Here is a 17,915-nt window from a genome sequence, read left to right as displayed (position 1 = left end):
CATGAACCAGACACGCCCGAATTTCCCACTCAGCCTGCTCGTCGGCGCCCTGCTCTGCGGCGCCCTGAGTGCAGGCCCGGCCTCGGCGGAAGTGGAGCAGAGCGGCCCCAACGTGGCCAAGGAACTGGGCACGCCCGACAAATACAACATCACCAGCGCGCCCATCGACGCGCTGCACCTGGAAACACCCAAGCTGCCCGACCTGAGCGGCTACACCCGCGCGGCCATCGAAGCCAAGATCGAGCGCAAGGCCGGCGGCAAGGTCGTGGTGCGGCGCATGCTGCAACAGGACGCGCTGAAGGACTTCCTCGGCGGCGACGACCGCATGAGCGAGTGGGTGGTGCGCCAACGCGGCATCCCGCAGGCGATCTTCGTCGAGGGTGGCTACGTGACGCTCAAGGACCTGGCGCGCACGCTGCCGAAGAGCCAGTTCGAGGAAACCGCGCCGGGCGTGTACATCGCCCGCCTGCCCATCGTCGTGACCCAAGGCGCGACCCTGCACATCGGCGCGGAAACCAAGGAACTGCGCCTGTCCCAGGAAAAAGGCGCGTTCCTGGTCAACGACGACAAGCTGTTCATCATCGGCACCAAGGTCACCGCCTGGCGCGAGCAGGACAACGCCCCGGCCAGCTTCCGCAGCCCCAAGGACTTCCGCCCGTTCGTGGTGTCCTGGGGCGGCGCCGAGCTGTACATCGCCGACAGCACGCTGACCAGCCTCGGCTACAGCCAGAGCAAGTCCTACGGGGTCAGCGTGACCCAGTACAGCCCGGACATGAAGAAACGCCTGAACCGTCCGGACGCCAAGGGCTGGATCATCGACTCGGAGTTCGACGACATCTGGTACGGCTTCTACTGCTACGAAGCCCAGGACGTGGTGATCAAGGGCAACACCTACCGCGACAACATCGTCTACGGCATCGACCCGCACGACCGCTCGCACGGCCTGATCATCGCCGAGAACACCGTCTACGGGACCAAGAAGAAGCACGGCATCATCATCTCCCGCGAGGTCGACAACAGTTGGATCTTCAACAACAAGACCTACGACAACAAGCTGTCGGGCATCGTCATCGACCGTAACAGCGTGGACAACCTGATCGCCTACAACGAGGTCTACGAGAACCACGCCGACGGCATCACCCTGTACGAAAGCCCGAACAACCTGCTGTGGGGCAACAAGGTCATGCGCAACCAGCGCCATGGCATCCGCATCCGCAACAGCACCAACATCCGCCTGTACCAGAACGTCTCGGCAGGCAACCAGCTGACCGGCGTCTATGGCCACATCAAGGACCTCAGCGACACCGACCGCGACGTCAACCTCGACCCGTTCGACGCCCAGGTGTCGATGATCGTGGTCGGCGGCCAGCTCACCGCCAACGGTTCCAGCCCGCTGTCGATCGACTCGCCGCTGTCCGTCGAGCTCTACGACGTCGACCTGATGGCGCCGACCAAGAGCACCGGCATCAGCTTCGCCGGCGTGCTCGGCGACAAACAGGAACAGATCCTCGACATGATGGTGCGGCGCAAGCAAGCCGTGCTGATCGACCCGGTCGACGACAAGACCGAGCTGCAGGATTGAGGGAGAACCGCATTCGATGAAACGTCATTTCAACTTCCGCCGACTGGCCCTGGCCACCGCCCTGCTCGGCGCCGCCGGCAGCGCCATGGCCGATCCGCAGTTCCAGGTGCAACGCGTCGGCCCGCTGTGCGCCGTGGCCCAGGACCCGGCGCAGTACAACACCAAGTACCTGAGCTTCTTCACCGCGCTGGTGCAGGGCAAGGGCGACTGGCTGTTCCGTAGCCGCTACGACCTGCGCACCGACTTCGGCACCACGCCCGAGGGCTACCAGGAGTTCAAGCGCCTGCGCGACGCGCTGAAAGCCAAGGGCATCGAGCTGATGATCGTCTACCAGCCGACCCGTGGCCTGGTCAACCGCGAGCAGCTCACCGCCGAAGAGAAGGCCAGCTTCAACTACGAGCTGGCGAAGAACAACTACCTGGCCGCCGTGGAGAAATTCCGCAAGGCCGGTATCTGGGTCACCGACCTGTCGCCGCTGTTCGACGAGAGAGACAAGGACATCGACTACTACTTCAAGGCCGACCACCACTGGACCCCGGCCGGCGCCGACCGCACCGCCGCCCTGGTGGCCGAGACGCTGAAGCAGGTGCCTGGCTTCAACGACATTCCGAAGAAGCAGTTCGAGAGCAAGGTGGTCGGCCTGCTGCCCAAGGCCGGCACCCTGCACAAGACCGCCGCCAACTTCTGCGGCACCACCTACGCCACCCAGTACGTGCCGCGCTACGAGACCGAGCCGGTCGGCGAAGCCAGCGGCGACAGCCTGTTCGGCGATGAAACCGATCCGCAGATCGCCCTGGTCGGCACCAGTAACAGCGGCCCGGCCTATAACTTTTCCGGCTTCCTGGAACAACACACCGGCGCCGACGTCCTAAACCTGGCAGTCAGTGGCGGCGGTTTCGATAGCGCCCTGCTGCAGTACATGAGCGGTAAGGAATTCCACGAAAAGCCGCCGAAAATTCTGATCTGGGAATTCGCCACGCACTACGACCTGGCGCAAAAGAGCTTCTATCGACAAGCCCTGCCCCTGGTCGACAACGGTTGCGAAGGACACCCGGTTGCCATGAAGAACACCGTCAAACTGAAACCCGGCGCCAACGAAATACTGGTCAACGGCCAGGACAAGCTGCGTCACCTGCGTGGCGGCGACTACCAGCTCGACCTGACCTTCAGCGACCCCGGCGTGCACCGTGCCGAAGCCACCATCTGGTACCTCAACGGTCGCCGCGAGAACTTCAAGATCGAACAGAGCGACCGCGTCGACACCGGTGGCCGCTACGCCTTCGAACTGCGTGACGACGAAGACTGGCCAGACCTCAACGTGCTCGCCGTGGAAATCCACAGCCCCGAGCAGATGCCGGACAACCTCAGCGTGCAAGCCACCCTGTGCAAGCGTCCGGATGCCGGCGGCAAACCCCTCACGGCCCAGGCCCAGTGAGGACGGAGGCAACTATGAATCGCCCCACACGATGGCTCCTCGCCCCCTGCGTTCTAGGCGCGGCCCTGCTCGCCCAAGCGGTCAGCGCCGCCAGCCTGGTGCCGCCCCAGGGCTACTACGCCCCGGTCGACCAGGACAAGAAAGCGCCGCGCGAGTGCAGCGCACCGCCCAAGCCGTACACCGAGAAGCTGCAGTTCCGCAGCAAGTACGAAGGCTCGGACAAGGCGCGCTCGACCCTCAATGTCGTCGCCGAAAAAGCCTTTCGCGATGGCACCAAGGACATCACCGACATGGAGAAAGGCGTGGCCGACCAGGTCACCGACTACATGCGCGAGGGCAATCGCGAGCAGCTCGAATGTGCGTTGCAGTGGATGACCACCTGGGCCCAGGCCGACGCCCTGCTCAGCACCGACTTCAACCACACCGGCAAGTCGATGCGCAAATGGGCCCTGGGCAGCCTGGCCGGTTCCTACCTGCGCCTGAAGTTCTCCGAGAGCCGCCCGCTGGCGCCCTACCAGCAGCAGGCCCGGTTGATCGAGTCCTGGCTCGACAAACTCGCCGAGCAAACGGTCAAGGACTGGAGCGACCTGCCGCTGGACAAGACCAACAACCACAGTTATTGGGCCGCCTGGTCGGTGATGGCCACCGCCGTCGCCACTGACCGCCGCGACCTGTTCGACTGGTCGGTGAAGCAGTTCCGCATTGCCGCCAACCAGGTCGACAGCGACGGCTACCTGCCCAACGAACTCAAGCGCCGCCAGCGCGCCCTCGCCTATCACAACTACGCCCTGCCGCCGCTGGCGATGATCGCCGCGTTCGCCCAGGCCAATGGTGTCGATCTGCGTGAAGAGAACCACGAAGCCCTGCGCCGCCTGGCCGAACGGGTGACCGGCGGTGTCGACGACCAGGATGCGTTCGACGACAAGACCGGCGAAAAGCAGGACATGGAAGACCTCAACAAGGACTCGAAATATGCCTGGCTCGAACCCTACTGCACCCTCTACGCCTGCAACAACGAGCTGCAGGAAGAACGCAAGGACAAGGGGCCGTTCAAGACCTTCCGTCTCGGCGGCGACGTGACCCAGGTGTTCGACCCGAACGAGGAAAACCACAAGCACTAAGAACCTGTTCACGATCCTTTCGAGCTTGTTCGAATGGCTACTCCGAGGCAGGAGCGGACATCATTACTCGGTGTGTTTAGCCGTCACTCCCGCGCAGGCGGGAGCCCAAAAAAGCGCTTCTGGGTTCCCGCCTTCGCGGGAATGACGGAGGAAGAACGAATGTCCGCAATTGCCTCAACGCTGCCAAAAGAGCCGATCTGAGATCGTGAACAGGTTCCAAGGCTGACTGGCCTGCAATGAACTTCCGCTCCGAAAGGCGCGGCGGTGTGGGAACGTCATTTCCCGAATTCGGCCCAGGCAGCGCTTGGCGCCAGCCCGACTCGCGCGATAGACGCGGGCGGGCAGTGAAACTTGCAACACCCCGGGGAGGAATGGGTGGGCCGCATGGCCCTGACAATTCTTCAATGGAGAAAGGCGGATGGTCTTTTCATCCAACGTGTTCCTGTTCTTGTTCCTACCGGTCTTTCTCGGCCTGTACTACCTGAGCGGCAACCGTTATCGCAACCTGCTGCTGCTGGTCGCCAGCTACATCTTCTACGCCTGGTGGCGCATCGACTTCCTGGCGCTGTTCGCCGGGGTCACGCTGTTCAACTACTGGATCGGCCTGCGCATCGGCGCGGCTGGCGTGCGCACCAAGGCCGCGCAGAAGTGGCTGATCCTCGGCGTGGTGGTCGATCTCTGCGTGCTCGGCTACTTCAAGTACGCCAACTTCGGCGTCGACAGTATCAATGCGATCATCGAGTCGTTCGGCATGCAGCCGTTCATCCTCACCCACATCCTGCTGCCGATCGGTATCTCGTTCTACGTGTTCGAGTCGATCAGCTACATCATTGATGTGTACCGCGGCGATACCCCGGCGACCCACAACCTGATCGACTTCGCCGCGTTCGTGGCGATCTTCCCGCACCTGATCGCCGGCCCGGTGCTGCGCTTCAAGGACCTGGTCGATCAGTTCAACCACCGCACCCACACCGTCGACAAGTTCGCCGAGGGCTGCTCGCGCTTCATGCAGGGCTTCATCAAGAAGGTGTTCATCGCCGACAGCATCGCGCCCATCGCCGACCATTGCTTCGCCTTGTCCGACCCGACCACCGGCGATGCCTGGCTCGGTGCACTGGCCTACACCGCGCAGCTGTACTTCGACTTCTCCGGCTACAGCGACATGGCCATCGGCCTCGGCCTGATGATGGGCTTCCGCTTCATGGAGAACTTCAACCAGCCCTACATCAGCCAGTCGATCACTGAGTTCTGGCGGCGCTGGCACATCAGCCTGTCGACCTGGCTGCGCGACTACCTGTACATCAGCCTGGGCGGCAACCGCGGCAGCACCTTCAATACCTACCGCAACCTGTTCCTGACCATGCTCCTCGGTGGCCTGTGGCACGGCGCCAACTTCACCTACATCATCTGGGGCGCCTGGCACGGCGCGTGGCTGGCCATCGAACGCGCGCTGGGCGTGGACGCCGCGCCACGGCGCATCCGTCCGCTGAAATGGGCCTTCACCTTCCTCCTGGTGGTGCTCGGCTGGGTGATCTTCCGCGCCGAGAACCTCGACGTGGCCTGGCGCATGTACGCGGCGATGTTCAGCTTCGGCGACTGGCGCCTGTCGGAACTCAATGCCGCGCAACTGACCAGCCTGCAGGTAGCGACCCTGGTGCTGGCGTACCTGACCCTGGCGTTCTTCGGTATCCGCCAGTTCTACAAGGAGCCGCTGCAATCGCGCGCGCCGAAGGCCGAGGCCAAGGTCGATGCCAACGGCCCGGCCACTGCGCAGCCGCGCAGCCAGGCTTCGGCCGAGACCGATCCGGCCGCCGTCGCCTACTCGCCGAGCGGCGAGATGGTTTACCAGCAGTCCTGGCTCAGCCAGTTGCCGGTCATCGCCACGCGTATTGCCCTGCTGCTGTTGTTCGCCGCCTCGGTGCTGAAGCTGTCGGCGCAGAGCTTCTCGCCCTTCCTGTACTTCCAGTTCTGAGGAGGCTGCCATGAACAGAACCGCAAATCTCGTTTACTCCGCCGCCTTCGGCGCCACCCTGATCGGGCTCGGCCTGTGGTCGCTGAAAGGCTTCACCACCTTCTCGGTGGCCGAGGGTACGCCCGTGCTCAACGGCAAGCTGAGCCACGCCTTCGAGAAGCACTACGACGACGAATTCCCGGTCAAGAAGCTCGGCACCAACGTCTGGGCTGCCGTGGACTACACACTGTTCGGCGAAGGCCGCCCCGGTGTGCTGATCGGCGAGGACGGCTGGCTCTACTCCGACGAGGAATTCAAACCGGTGGTCGACGGCCGCCAGCACCTGCAGGACAACCTGGCGATCATCCAGGGCGTAAGCGAGGAACTGGCCAAGCACAACGTCAAGCTGATGCTTGCGGTGATCCCGGCCAAGTCGCGGCTCTATCCCGAACACGTCGGCGAGAACAAAGCCACGGCCATGCGCGCCAACCTCTACCAGCGACTGCACAGCACCGCTGGCGAGGCGCAGATTCTCGCGCCCGACCTGCTCTCGGCGCTGAAGGAGGCCAAGCAGCGCGGCCAGGTGTTCCTGCGCACCGATACCCACTGGACGCCCATGGGCGCCGAGGTCGTGGCCCAACGCCTGGCCGATGCGGTGCGGCAGAACGTGCAACTCGACGGCGATACGCAAGAGTTCGTCACCGAAGCGGTGAAGCAGGAAGACTACAAGGGCGACCTGACCACCTTCCTGCCGCTCGATCCGCTGTTCGCCAACATGCTGCCCAAGCCGGACCAGTTGCAGATACGCCAGACCCGCGCGGCCGACGACAGCGAAGCCGGTGGCGATGCGCTGTTCGCCGATACCGGCGCCCTGCCCGTGGCCCTGGTCGGCACCAGCTACAGCGCCAATCCCAAGTGGAACTTCGCCGGTGCCCTGCGCCAGAGCCTGCAACGCGACCTGAGCAACCAGGCCGAGGACGGCCATGGCCCGGTCCTGCCGATGCTCAAGTACCTGCAGAGCGACGAGTTGAAGAACTCGCCGCCGCAGTTGGTGATCTGGGAGTTCCCCGAGCGCTACCTGCCCATGGCCAACGACCTGAGCGGCTTCGACCCGGCGTGGATCGCCGAACTGAAAAACAGCCAAGGCAACGAAAACCTGGCCCACGTGGCCAGCAACTGACAGCGCACGCTTGCGTGCAACGCATTCCAAGAAGATGGAGAAACACCATGAAAAAACAGATCAACCGTAGCTGGACATCCATGACCTGCGCCATCGCCCTGGCCATCGGCAGCATCGGCATTGCCCAGGCCGACGAGGGCGGCCTGTACGGTCCGACCGCGCCCAAGGGTTCGGCTTTCGTACGTGCCTACAACGCCGGCAGCAGCGAGCTGAGCGTCAATGTCGGCAACACCACGCTGAACGACATCGCCCCGCTCGCCTCCAGCGACTTCAAGTTCCTCCCGGCCGGCAGCTACGCCGCCCAGGTCGGCGGCGCCAACCTGCCGGTCAAGCTCGACTCGGACAGGTACTACACCCTGGTCAACCAACCAGGCGCCACGCCCAGGCTGGTCGAGGAACCGGCCTTCAAGAACAAGCAGAAGGCCCTGGTCCGCGTACAAAACCTGTCCGACACCAAGCTGACCCTGAAGACCGCCGACGGCAAGACGCCAGTGGTCGATGCGGTCGCGCCGAACAGTCACGGTGACCGCGAGATCAACCCGGTGAAAGTCAGCCTTGCCCTGTTCGACGGCAACCGCAAGGTCAGCGACCTCAAGCCCGTGGTGCTGGAGCGCGGCGAAGTGGTGTGCCTGTACGTCACCGGCAAGGGTGCCAACCTGTCGCCGGTGTGGGTGAAACGTCCGGCGGAAAGTTGATGAAAAAGACCGGGGGTCAGTGAACCTCCGGCCGCTCACGAAGACGAATACCTCGTGTTCGTAAACAAGAACCAGACGCACCCGCTCATCATCGAACAAAGGCGGGGCAGCAAAACCGATTGGAACAGTGGGGATTGGCAATGACTACGTTTTCAGGAGAGAAACCATGATTCCAGTGATCCTTTCAGGGGGCAGCGGCTCCCGTCTCTGGCCGCTGTCGCGCAAACAGTATCCGAAGCAGTTCCTCGCCCTCACCGGTGAGCAGACGATGTTCCAGCAGACCATCCAGCGCCTGGACTTCGAAGGCATGCAGCCGGCGGTGCTGGTGGCCAACGCGGAACACCGTTTCATCGTCCTGGAGCAGCTCGAGCAGTTGCAGTTGAAATCGCAGCTCCTGCTGCTCGAGCCGTTCGGTCGTAACACCGCGCCAGCCGTGGCCATCGCCGCCATGCAATTGATCGCCGAAGGGCGTGACGAACTGATGCTGGTGATGCCCGCCGACCACGTGCTGGAAGACCAGCGCGCATTCCAGCAGGCCCTGGCCCTGGCCACCGTCGCCGCCGAGAAAGGCGAGATGGTGCTGTTCGGCGTACCGGCGCTGAAACCGGAAACCGGCTACGGCTACATCCGCGCCGAAACCGAGCGCAGCGAACTGCCGGAAGGCGTGTCCCGCGTCGCCCAGTTCGTCGAGAAGCCGGACGCCGAGCGCGCCCAGCAATACGTCGAATCCGGCGACTACTTCTGGAACAGCGGCATGTTCCTGTTCCGCGCCAGCCGCTTCCTCGAAGAGCTGAAGAAGCACGACGTGGACATCTACGACACCTGCCTGCTGGCCCTGGAACGCAGCAAGCGCGACGGCTCGCAGATCAGCATCGACCCGGCGACCTTCGAGTGCTGCCCGGACAACTCCATCGACTACGCGGTGATGGAAAAGACCGACCGCGCCTGCGTGGTGCCGCTGAGCGCCGGCTGGAACGACGTCGGCAGCTGGTCGTCGATCTGGGAAGTGCATGACAAGGACGAAGCCGGCAACGTCACCAAGGGCGACGTGGTGGTACACGACAGCCACAACTGCCTGGTCCACGGCAACGGCAAGCTGGTATCGGTGATCGGCCTGGAAAACATCGTCGTGGTCGAGACCAAGGATGCCATGATGATCGCCCACCGCGATCGCGTGCAGGACGTCAAGAAACTGGTCAACGAACTCGACGAGCAAGGCCGCAGCGAAACCAAGAACCACTGCGAGGTCTATCGCCCGTGGGGCTCCTACGACTCGGTGGACATGGGTGGGCGCTTCCAGGTCAAGCACATCACCGTGAAGCCGGGGGCGCAGCTGTCGCTGCAGATGCACCACCACCGCGCCGAACACTGGATCGTGGTATCCGGCACGGCTGAGGTCACCTGCAACGACAAGGTGTTCCTGCTCACCGAGAACCAGTCGACCTACATTCCGATGACGGCGGTGCACCGCCTGACCAACCCGGGCAAGATCCCGCTGGAAATCATCGAGGTGCAGTCCGGCAGCTACCTGGGCGAAGACGACATCGAGCGTCTGGAGGACGTCTACGGTCGTACCCCCGCAGCGACGGCGCGCGCTGCCAGTTGATCCGTCGCGCTCGTTGCTCTGGTCGGGTGGACGACGCTTTTTTCGTCCACCCTTGACCCGGTGTAGTGGTGGACGAAAAAAGCGTCGTCCACCCTACGCGCTGCCCCTATCGAACGTCCCCCGCTCTGCTACGATCCTCTTCCCCTTTGTCGAAGGATCGCCATCATGCCCATCCCTGTCGCCCTCATCACCGGCTGTTCCAGCGGCATAGGTCGTGCGCTGGCCGATGCCTTCAAGTCGGCGGGCTACCAGGTCTGGGCCGGCGCCCGGCGCGCGGAAGACCTGGCCGAACTCGCAGCCGCCGGATTCACCGCCGTCCCCCTGGACGTCAATGACCCACAGGCCATCGGCGAAGTCGTCGCCCATCTGGAACGCCAGGTCGGCGGCCTCGACGTGTTGATCAACAATGCCGGCTACGGCGCCATGGGCCCGCTGCTCGACGGTGGCGCGCCGGCCTTGCGCCGCCAGTTCGAAACCAATGTGTTCAGCCTGGTCGAGCTGACCCGCGCGTGCTTCCCGTTGCTGCGCACCAGCCGTGGCCTGGTGATCAATATCGGCAGCGTTTCCGGTGTATTGGTGACGCCATTCGCAGGGGCCTATTGCGCGTCCAAGGCGGCGGTCCATGCACTCTCCGATGCCTTGCGCCTGGAACTGGCCCCCTTCGCCATCCACGTGCTGGAAGTCCAGCCCGGCGCCATCGCCTCGCACTTCGGCGACAACGCCAGTCGCGAGGCCGAAGCCATGATCGACGAAACCTCGCCCTGGTGGCCGCTTCGCCAAGGCATCCGCGCCCGGGCCGGCGCCTCCCAGGACCAACCCACGCCCGCGGAAACCGTGGCTCGGCAAATCCTCGCCGCCGCCCAACGCGGCAAACCACCGCGCCTGCTGCGCCTGGGCAACGGCAGCCGGGCCTTGCCGTTACTCGCGGCACTGCCCGGCAGCCTGCTGGATCGCGTGCTGAGCAAGCGCTTCGGCCTGGATGTGAAGCTATGAAACTGATGCTGCGTTATGCCGTGGCCGCCACCGTCGCGGTGATACTGCTCAACCTGCTGCTACGCAGCCTGGTCAAGGTCGGTGGCGTATTCGGCACCTTGGTCATCGCCCTGCTGGTCGCGATTGGCCTGACCCTGGGCTTCGCCTGGCGCGAAGGCCGGCATCCAACCCGCCTCGAACGCTGGCAGTTGAACCTCTTCTACGCCGCGATTCTTGGCGTGCTCTACCTCGGCCTGCTGGTGATGATGGCCTTCCAGCAAGACCCCGGCTTCATGGCTGTCGCCCTGTTCGTGCTGCATTACCTGAGTTACCCGGTACTGATGTGGATCGTGCTGGCCCGCCCTTGGGCCAAGTAAGCGCCAAGCCGCAAGAGAAAGGCAGAACGCCGGGGCAGAGACGTTTACTTGTTGCTTGAGGCTTGCAGCTTGCCGCCGCCCCCAGCCACAATCGGCGGCTGTTCATTGGCTCCCTGCTGTCATGCTCACGATCAAGACCCCGCATCCGGAACACCATCCATGACGCTGGATATCCTCAAGCTGCGCATAGAGGACTGGCGCTCGGAATTCGGTGACGGCGACCTGCGTCGCGGCCTGGCCTACGCGCGGGAAAGACGCAGCCGCCTGATTGCCCTCGACGGCAACCACCTGAAGGCAAGCTGCAGCGGCTCGGCCGATGCGCATTACCGGCAGAGCATCACCCTGCATTCCCAGGGCTACAAATGGGGCGTGGTCGGTCATTGCACCTGCCCGGTGGGCACCAACTGCAAGCATGTGGTCGCCGCACTGGTGACCCTGGAAGAGCGCCAGCGCAGCGGGCTTGGCTTGCAGGACGTGATCGTGCCGTCGCTGCCGATCACCGAGGAACGCCTCGAAGGCATCGCCCCACGCCCCATCCTCAAGCTCGCCAGCCATGTACGCATGCACTACGACAGCCGTCGCGGACGCATGCAGGAGCAGACCCAACACCGTGCGGCGCTGGTCTTCGACTATGCCGGCCACGAGGTGTTCGGCAAGCCGGCCCGTGATCTGCTCATGCGCAACGGCCCGACCCACAACCTGCGTCTGGTACGCGATGGCAGCGCCGAGGCGGCCTTGCGCAGACGCCTGGAAGACCTTGGCCTGCAGATCGCCCTGCGGCGCAGCGAGGCACTGCCGGAATCCGCGGGCGAACCTTATGAGCTGGCCAATGACGCCGCCTGGTTGAGCTTCACCCAGAAGGAGCTGCCGACACTGCGCGAAGCCGGCTGGGAGATCCGCATGCAGCCGGACTTCCACTTCAACCTGGCCCAGGTGGACGACTGGTATGCCCACGTCGATGAAGAGCCGGCCCAGGACTGGTTCGAGCTGGAGCTGGGTATCGAGGTCGACGGCCAGCAGATCGACCTGTTGCCGATCCTGCTGCAAAGCATCCGCCGCGCGCCCTGGCTGCTCGACCGTGAGAGCGTGGCGCAACGAGGGGACGAGGACGTGCTGCTCGCGCCGCTGCCACACAGCAACCGGCGTATCGCCCTGCCTTTCTCGCGGCTGCGCCCCTTGCTGGCGACCCTCGGCGAACTGTACCTGCGTGATCCCGGTGAATACGGCGGCCGGCTGCGCATTGCGCGTGCCGACGTCTCGCGCCTGGCCGCGCTCGATCATGGCCCGACCTTCAGTTGGCAAGGCGGCGAAAAACTGCGCGACCTGGCGCGCAGGCTACAGGGCCTGAGCGAATACAGCGCACGCCTGCCCAGCGGCTTGCAGGCCCAGTTGCGCGATTACCAGGCCCAGGGCGTAGCCTGGATGCAGGCCTTGGGCGAACTGGGGTTCGGCGGCATTCTCGCGGACGACATGGGCCTGGGCAAAACCCTGCAAGTGCTCACCTACGTGCTCGCGGAAAAACAAGCCGGGCGTTTGCAGAAACCTGTACTGATCGTCCTGCCGACCAGCCTGGTGGCCAACTGGGAAGATGAAGCCAGGCGCTTCACCCCCCAGCTCGAAGTGCTGGCCCTGCATGGCTCACGCCGGCGCGCACTGTTCAAGACCATCGCCGCCCACGACCTGGTGCTCACCACCTACGCCCTGCTGCCCCGCGACCTCAAGGCATTGGCCGAACACGCGTTTCACCTGCTGATCCTCGATGAAGCGCAGAACATCAAGAACCCGCGCAGCAAGGCGGCCCTCGCCGCCGCGCAGCTCAAGGCCGGGCAGCGCCTGTGCCTGAGCGGTACGCCGCTGGAAAACCACCTGGGCGAGCTGTGGTCGCTGTTCAACTTCATCAATCCGGGCTGGCTGGGCGACGCCAAGTCCTTCACCCGTGACTACCGCACGCCCATCGAGCGTGGCGGCAACCAGGCGCGCATGGCGCAACTGGTCGGGCGTATTCGTCCGTTCATCCTGCGCCGGACCAAGGAGCAGGTGGCGACCGAGCTGCCGGCGAAGATCGAGATCACCCAATGGGTCGAACTGACACCGCTGCAGCGTGATCGCTACGAAACCCTGCGCCTGGCCATGGACAAGAAGGTGCGGGCGGAAATAGCCCGCCTTGGCCTGGCACGCAGCCAGATCGTCCTGCTCGAAGCCTTGCTGCGCCTGCGCCAGAGCTGCTGCGACCTGCGCCTGCTGGAAGATGAGGCGAGTACCAGCGAGCTGAGCGCCGCGGACTCGGGCAAGCTCAGCGTACTGCTGGACATGCTCGAAGAACTGACCGGCGCCGGGCGCCGGGTCCTGCTGTTCTCTCAGTTCACCCGCATGCTCGGCCTGATCGAAAAAGAATTGCAAGCGCGCGGCATCGGCTACACCCAGCTCACCGGCAGTACCCGTGACCGGCGAACGCCAGTGCGCGAATTCCAGGAAGGCCAGCACCCGGTATTCCTGATCAGCCTGAAAGCGGGTGGCGCCGGCCTCAACCTGACCGCCGCCGACACGGTGATCCACTTCGATCCCTGGTGGAACCCGGCCAGCGAAGCCCAGGCCAGCGACCGTGCCTATCGCATCGGCCAGGACAAGCAGGTGTTCGTCTACCGCCTGCTGGCCCGTGGCAGCGTCGAGGAAAAGATCCAGCACCTGCAACAGGCCAAGGCCGGCCTCGCCCGAGGCCTGCTGGAGGGAGGCGACCAGCCCTGGCGGATCGAGGAAAGCGATATCGAGGCGCTGTTCGCGCCGCTGGGCTGATCAGGCCTCGCCGGCCTCGTGCACCTTCTTGCGGCCCTGGCGCGACTCGGACTGGAACGATGGGAAGCGCGAGGAGGCGAAACGCACCACCAATACCGCCAGGCCCAGCAACAGGATCGCCCCTGAGACGTAGACCACGCCCATGTCGGGGCGGTTGTGGTGGGACACATCGGAAATCAGCAGGCGGGTTAGCGCGGTGATCGCCACATAGATCAGGAAGCGCACCGGCATGTGGTTGGTCTTGAAGTAGATACCGACCATCGCCCCCAACTCGAGGTAGATGAACAACAGCAGGATGTCGTCTACCGTGATGTGGCCCTTGTCGAGCATGCCAAGGAACGCCACCACCGACGCCCAGGCAATGATGCCGCCAATGGCGAACAGGGCCAGGTAATGGAATGCTTCCACCAGCAGGTTGCCCAGGGATTGCGCCAGGCTGTGCATCTCCTCGCGCAGGTCGTCGACTTTTTTCAGGCTCACCGGTACTACTCTCCTATGACGCGCGGCATGCGCCAGCAGAGTATGCCTAAGGAAAATGAAAGCGAAAGCACGGTGAATAGCCTTGCATGGCCCCGCACACGGATATACTGTATGCACATACAGTTTTCGTTCAGATGAACAGGAATGAGGTGATGAATGGCCGTCGAAGTGGTGTACCGCAGCAGTCGCGATCCGGAGCGTCTGTTCATGGATAAGGCTGAAGCGGATCGTTACGACAAGATGCTGGAGTTGGCCGAAGCGCTGGCCGAGGCGCTGCACAAGGCCGTTCCCTCGCTCGAAGAGAAACAGCTCGAAGAGCTGGGCATCTTCATGGCCAAGAACCGCGACATCTTCGCCAAGGCCTTCAAGAACCAGCCTGACGCCCTCGCCGAGCTGGACGCCGCCGGGGAAGAATGACCGCGACCTGCCAGCCTGCCTGTGGCAGCACAGGATGGCAGGCGCCCCGGATGCACTTCAGGCTTGTTCCAGCGCCTCCACCAGCACCTTGAAGAAGCGCGCCGCCTCGCCGCCGGTGACGGCGCGGTGATCGAAGGTCAGTGATAGCGGCAACACCGGATGCACGGCGGGCTTGCCCTGCCACGCCACGACCTCGTCGCGGATGCCCCCGGCACCGATGATCGCCACCTGAGGCGGCACGACGATGGGGTTGGCATAACGCCCGAACAACGTACCGAAGTTGGACAGGGTGATGGTCGCCCCCATCATTTCCTGCGGCGGGATCGACCTCGCCTTCACATCGGCCCGCAGGCGCGACATGCCTTCCTTCAGGTTCTGTGCATCACGCTTGCCGACATCGCGCAGCACCGGCACGAACAGGCCATCCGGCGTGTCCACGGCAATGCCCAGGTCGATCTTGTCGTGGTGGCGAATCGACGGTCCCTTGCCATCGAACCAGGCATTCATCAACGGCTCGGCCTCGCAGGCGGCGGCGATGGCCTTGGCCAGGCGAATCAGTGGATCGCGCGCCTCGCCCCAGCGATGCAGGTTGGCGTCGCCATAGATGGTCACCGGCACCACCTCGGCATGCGAGCGGGCCATGTTGATCGCCATGCTGCGGCGTACGCCACGCAGGCGTTCGCCGCCGAAGCGATCCAAGGCCCCTTGCGCAGCCGCCTCGACATCGGCGGCGCTGATCCGGCCATGCGGCCCGCTGCCAGTGAGCGTTGTCAGATCGACATCCAGCTTGCGTGCCAATTGACGCACTGCTGGCGTCGCCCGAGGCGCCATGTGCTCGCGAGTCGAGGGCGCGGCGCCAACGAAAAAGGCATCCTCATGGACCGATTGGCCACCTTCCAGACGGCCGACCACCGTGCCGCCATCCTCGTCGCCTTCGTAGCCCATCAGCGGTTCGCCGACATGCAGAATGTCGCCCTCGCCGCCAAAACACTTGCTGACCACGCCGTCATAGGGTGCCGGGATGTCGACGATGGCTTTGGCTGTTTCCACCGACACCAGCAGTTGGTCGGCCTTCACCATGTCGCCAGCCTTGACGTGCCACTCGACGATCTCGGCTTCCTGCAGCCCTTCCCCAAGGTCGGGCAATTTGAAGTATTTCATTGTTGTTCTCCTTCGACGCGGCAGCCCGCAGGCGAGCCGCGCGCACCTGTCTCAGGCGTAGTTCAGGGTCTGCTCGCAGGCCGCCAGAATGTCCTCGACATCCGGCAGGTAGATCGGCTCCAGGCGGTACAGCGGCGGCGGAATATCCAGGGCCGCGACACGCTGGATCGGTGCCTGCAAGTCGAGCAACGCCCGTTCGTAGAGGCTGGCGGCGATCTCCGCGCCAACCCCGCAGGTTTTCGGCGCCTCGTGCACGATCACGCAACGGCCGGTCTTGCGCACCGAGGCTTCGAGGGTGTCGATGTCCAGCGGCTTGACGCAAGCGACGTCGATGACCTCCGCCGACACGCCCTGCTCGGCCAGGCGCTGCGCGGCCTGCAGGGTTTCGTGGACACTCGCGCCCCAACTGACTAGGGTGATGTCGTTGCCCTCACGCAGGGTGAAGCAACTGTCCAGCGGCAGGCGTTTGCCGTCATCCACGAGAGGCTGCGGGTTCATCCGGTACAGGCGGGTTGGTTCGAGGAAGATCACCGGATCGGGATCATCGATAGCCGCCAGCAACAGACCGTAGGCACGTGCCGGCGAGGATGGGATCACCACCCGCAGGCCCGGGATGTGGGCGAACAGCGCCTCGGTGCTTTCGCTGTGATGCTCCGGCGCGCGGATACCGGCGCCCATCGGACTGCGCACCACCAGCGGGCAGCTCATGCGGCCACGGGTACGATTACGCAGGCGACTGGCATGGGAGACCAGATGCTCCATGGCGGCGTAGATGAAACCGAGGAACTGGATTTCCATCACCGGCTTCAGGCCCTGGCTGGCCATGCCCACGGAAAGCCCGCCGATCATGGCTTCCGCCAAGGGCGTATCGAGTACGCGCTTGAAGCCGTAGCTATCGCGCAGGCCAGCCGTGGCGCGGAACACCCCACCGTTGACACCGACATCCTCGCCGAGCACGACGACGTTCTCATCTTCGCCCATGGCCCGATGCAACGCCAGGTTGACCGCTTCGAGCAAGGTGTATTTCCTGGACTCACTCATGGCTGGCACCTCCGCTGCGACGGGCGATCCGCTCACGCAATGCCTCGCGCTGATCGGCAAGAGCGGCAGGCCAGGCGGCGTAGACATGCTCCAGGATCGACTCCAGCGGCTGCTCGGCGATGGCCTCGAAGCGCTCGACGGCAGCCTGCAACTGGTCCTGGCACTCGGCGACCAACGCCTGCTCGCGTGTCTCGTCCCATACCCGATGGTTGGCCAGGAAGGTCTGCAAGCGCTTGATCGGCTCCTCGTCCCAGGCTTTCTTCACCTCGTCGGCATTGCGATAGCGCGTGGCATCGTCGGCCGTGGTGTGGTCGCCGAGCCGGTAGGTGATGCACTCGACCAATGACGGCCCCTTGCCCTGACGGGCACGATCGAGGGCGTGGGCGATCCGGTCGTACACCGCGATCATGTCGTTGCCATCCACCTGCTCGCCATGAAAGCCCGCACCGATGGCCTTTTGCGCCAGGGTCGGCGCGCCGCACTGGATGCGCCGTGGCACGGAGATCGCCCACTGGTTGTTGTTGACCACGAACACCACCGGCAACTGCCAGGCGCCGGCGACGTTGAGCGCTTCGAGGAAGTCGCCCTTGCTGGTCGCGCCGTCGCCGCAGGTGGTCACCACCACCCGGTGCTCGCCACGGATCTTGAACGCCGTGGCCACGCCGCAGGCATGCAGCGATTGGGTGGCGATCGGCACCGACAGGGGAAAATCCCGGGACGCCAGCGGATCGCTGAACACACTGCCGCGCTCGTCGCCGCCCCAGTAGAGCAGGATTTCCTCCATCTTCACCCCGCGCAACAACTGGATCGGGGTATCGCGGTAGTAAGGCACCAACACATCCTCGGCCTGCATCAGGCTGCCGACGGCCACGCCGATGGCCTCTTGGCCAAGGGTCGGCGCGTAGGTGCCGATACGCCCGGTGCGCTGCAAAGCCACGGTCTTCTGGTCGAACAGACGGGTCATCACCATCTGCCGATAGAGCCGGGTCAGCAGGTTGAAGTCATCGGCCCAGGCAGGCAGCTCGCCGATCAGGCGACCATCTGGAGACAAATAGCGGGTAAACGGGAGATCGATCTTGTGGGAGGTCATTGCAGCTTCCTTCG

At 64.2% G+C, this 17,915-nt stretch carries 15 protein-coding genes; 11 read left to right on the top strand and 4 right to left on the bottom strand.

Annotated elements, in window-relative coordinates; translation table 11 throughout:
* Position 1: 1 nt before the first annotated feature.
* The 10 genes from algG to ACSZPK_RS24085 all read left to right on the top strand — a co-directional run bounded on the left by algG (position 2) and on the right by ACSZPK_RS24085 (position 13,712).
* Positions 2-1,582, top strand: coding sequence for a mannuronan 5-epimerase AlgG (gene algG / locus ACSZPK_RS24130; RefSeq protein WP_437884138.1), 1,581 nt, complete (start codon positions 2-4; stop codon positions 1,580-1,582).
* Positions 1,583-1,598: 16 nt separating this feature from the next.
* On the top strand, positions 1,599-3,017 hold the full coding sequence (locus ACSZPK_RS24125) for an alginate O-acetyltransferase (protein ID WP_437884137.1): 1,419 nt from the start codon (positions 1,599-1,601) through the stop codon (positions 3,015-3,017).
* Between the two features lie 14 nt (positions 3,018-3,031).
* Positions 3,032-4,138: a mannuronate-specific alginate lyase gene (locus tag ACSZPK_RS24120; RefSeq protein ID WP_437884136.1), complete on the top strand. Its 1,107-nt coding sequence runs from the start codon at positions 3,032-3,034 to the stop codon at positions 4,136-4,138.
* Positions 4,139-4,556: 418 nt separating this feature from the next.
* Positions 4,557-6,110: an MBOAT family O-acyltransferase gene (locus tag ACSZPK_RS24115; RefSeq protein ID WP_437884135.1), complete on the top strand. Its 1,554-nt coding sequence runs from the start codon at positions 4,557-4,559 to the stop codon at positions 6,108-6,110.
* 10 nt (positions 6,111-6,120) lie between these two features.
* Positions 6,121-7,269: an alginate O-acetyltransferase gene (locus ACSZPK_RS24110; RefSeq protein ID WP_437884134.1), complete on the top strand. Its 1,149-nt coding sequence runs from the start codon at positions 6,121-6,123 to the stop codon at positions 7,267-7,269.
* Positions 7,270-7,349: 80 nt separating this feature from the next.
* The gene (locus ACSZPK_RS24105; protein ID WP_437884193.1) at positions 7,350-7,964 is read left to right on the top strand and encodes an alginate O-acetyltransferase AlgF; all 615 of its coding nucleotides are present in this window, start codon (positions 7,350-7,352) and stop codon (positions 7,962-7,964) included.
* A gap of 166 nt (positions 7,965-8,130) precedes the next feature.
* Complete coding sequence (locus tag ACSZPK_RS24100) at positions 8,131-9,570, top strand: mannose-1-phosphate guanylyltransferase/mannose-6-phosphate isomerase (RefSeq protein ID WP_437884133.1); 1,440 nt, start codon at positions 8,131-8,133, stop codon at positions 9,568-9,570.
* 165 nt (positions 9,571-9,735) lie between these two features.
* A complete protein-coding gene (locus ACSZPK_RS24095) occupies positions 9,736-10,563 on the top strand; it encodes an SDR family oxidoreductase (protein ID WP_437884131.1) in 828 nt (275 codons plus the stop codon).
* Positions 10,560-10,919 carry a hypothetical protein gene (locus ACSZPK_RS24090; RefSeq protein WP_437884129.1) on the top strand — a complete coding sequence of 120 codons (360 nt, stop codon included), beginning with the start codon at positions 10,560-10,562 and terminating at the stop codon, positions 10,917-10,919. Before ACSZPK_RS24095 ends, ACSZPK_RS24090 begins: the two co-directional genes overlap by 4 nt.
* 159 nt (positions 10,920-11,078) lie before the next feature.
* Entirely contained in the window at positions 11,079-13,712 is a 2,634-nt protein-coding gene (locus ACSZPK_RS24085) for a DEAD/DEAH box helicase (protein ID WP_437884128.1), read from the top strand.
* Here ACSZPK_RS24085 and ACSZPK_RS24080 read toward each other — a convergent pair whose 3' ends face one another.
* The gene (locus ACSZPK_RS24080) at positions 13,713-14,156 is read right to left on the bottom strand and encodes a phosphate-starvation-inducible protein PsiE (protein ID WP_437884192.1); all 444 of its coding nucleotides are present in this window, start codon (positions 14,154-14,156) and stop codon (positions 13,713-13,715) included.
* Positions 14,157-14,348: 192 nt separating this feature from the next.
* On the opposite strand from ACSZPK_RS24080, the gene ACSZPK_RS24075 reads away from it, so the two are divergent.
* Positions 14,349-14,609, top strand: a complete 261-nt coding sequence (locus ACSZPK_RS24075; RefSeq protein ID WP_437884127.1) for a YebG family protein — start codon at positions 14,349-14,351, stop codon at positions 14,607-14,609.
* A gap of 57 nt (positions 14,610-14,666) precedes the next feature.
* On the opposite strand, the gene ACSZPK_RS24070 is transcribed toward ACSZPK_RS24075, so the two are convergent.
* Genes ACSZPK_RS24070 through pdhA form a run of 3 tightly spaced genes read right to left on the bottom strand, consistent with a single transcriptional unit; the run spans position 14,667 to position 17,901 of the window.
* A complete protein-coding gene (locus ACSZPK_RS24070; protein ID WP_437884125.1) occupies positions 14,667-15,770 on the bottom strand; it encodes a dihydrolipoamide acetyltransferase family protein in 1,104 nt (367 codons plus the stop codon).
* Positions 15,771-15,821: 51 nt separating this feature from the next.
* The gene (locus ACSZPK_RS24065) at positions 15,822-16,811 is read right to left on the bottom strand and encodes an alpha-ketoacid dehydrogenase subunit beta (RefSeq protein ID WP_437884124.1); all 990 of its coding nucleotides are present in this window, start codon (positions 16,809-16,811) and stop codon (positions 15,822-15,824) included.
* Positions 16,804-17,901 carry a pyruvate dehydrogenase (acetyl-transferring) E1 component subunit alpha gene (pdhA, locus tag ACSZPK_RS24060; protein ID WP_437884123.1) on the bottom strand — a complete coding sequence of 366 codons (1,098 nt, stop codon included), beginning with the start codon at positions 17,899-17,901 and terminating at the stop codon, positions 16,804-16,806. Before pdhA ends, ACSZPK_RS24065 begins: the two co-directional genes overlap by 8 nt.
* Positions 17,902-17,915: the final 14 nt, after the last annotated feature.

The sequence above is a fragment of the Pseudomonas sp. LRF_L74 genome, from assembly GCF_965644255.1.
GTDB lineage: Bacteria > Pseudomonadota > Gammaproteobacteria > Pseudomonadales > Pseudomonadaceae > Aquipseudomonas.
This window is presented reverse-complemented; position numbering and strand designations above follow the sequence as displayed.

Excerpts from the sequence above, each read along its gene's own strand:
- algG (WP_437884138.1), top strand. The coding sequence starts at position 2 with ATGAACCAGACACGCCCGAATTTCCCACTCAGCCTGCTCGTCGGCGCC.
- ACSZPK_RS24125 (WP_437884137.1), top strand. The coding sequence starts at position 1,599 with ATGAAACGTCATTTCAACTTCCGCCGACTGGCCCTGGCCACCGCCCTG.
- ACSZPK_RS24120 (WP_437884136.1), top strand. The coding sequence starts at position 3,032 with ATGAATCGCCCCACACGATGGCTCCTCGCCCCCTGCGTTCTAGGCGCG.
- ACSZPK_RS24115 (WP_437884135.1), top strand. The coding sequence starts at position 4,557 with ATGGTCTTTTCATCCAACGTGTTCCTGTTCTTGTTCCTACCGGTCTTT.
- ACSZPK_RS24110 (WP_437884134.1), top strand. The coding sequence starts at position 6,121 with ATGAACAGAACCGCAAATCTCGTTTACTCCGCCGCCTTCGGCGCCACC.
- ACSZPK_RS24105 (WP_437884193.1), top strand. The coding sequence starts at position 7,350 with ATGACCTGCGCCATCGCCCTGGCCATCGGCAGCATCGGCATTGCCCAG.
- ACSZPK_RS24100 (WP_437884133.1), top strand. The coding sequence starts at position 8,131 with ATGATTCCAGTGATCCTTTCAGGGGGCAGCGGCTCCCGTCTCTGGCCG.
- ACSZPK_RS24095 (WP_437884131.1), top strand. The coding sequence starts at position 9,736 with ATGCCCATCCCTGTCGCCCTCATCACCGGCTGTTCCAGCGGCATAGGT.
- ACSZPK_RS24090 (WP_437884129.1), top strand. The coding sequence starts at position 10,560 with ATGAAACTGATGCTGCGTTATGCCGTGGCCGCCACCGTCGCGGTGATA.
- ACSZPK_RS24085 (WP_437884128.1), top strand. The coding sequence starts at position 11,079 with ATGACGCTGGATATCCTCAAGCTGCGCATAGAGGACTGGCGCTCGGAA.
- ACSZPK_RS24080 (WP_437884192.1), bottom strand. The coding sequence starts at position 14,156 with ATGCACAGCCTGGCGCAATCCCTGGGCAACCTGCTGGTGGAAGCATTC.
- ACSZPK_RS24075 (WP_437884127.1), top strand. The coding sequence starts at position 14,349 with ATGGCCGTCGAAGTGGTGTACCGCAGCAGTCGCGATCCGGAGCGTCTG.
- ACSZPK_RS24070 (WP_437884125.1), bottom strand. The coding sequence starts at position 15,770 with ATGAAATACTTCAAATTGCCCGACCTTGGGGAAGGGCTGCAGGAAGCC.
- ACSZPK_RS24065 (WP_437884124.1), bottom strand. The coding sequence starts at position 16,811 with ATGAGTGAGTCCAGGAAATACACCTTGCTCGAAGCGGTCAACCTGGCG.
- pdhA (WP_437884123.1), bottom strand. The coding sequence starts at position 17,901 with ATGACCTCCCACAAGATCGATCTCCCGTTTACCCGCTATTTGTCTCCA.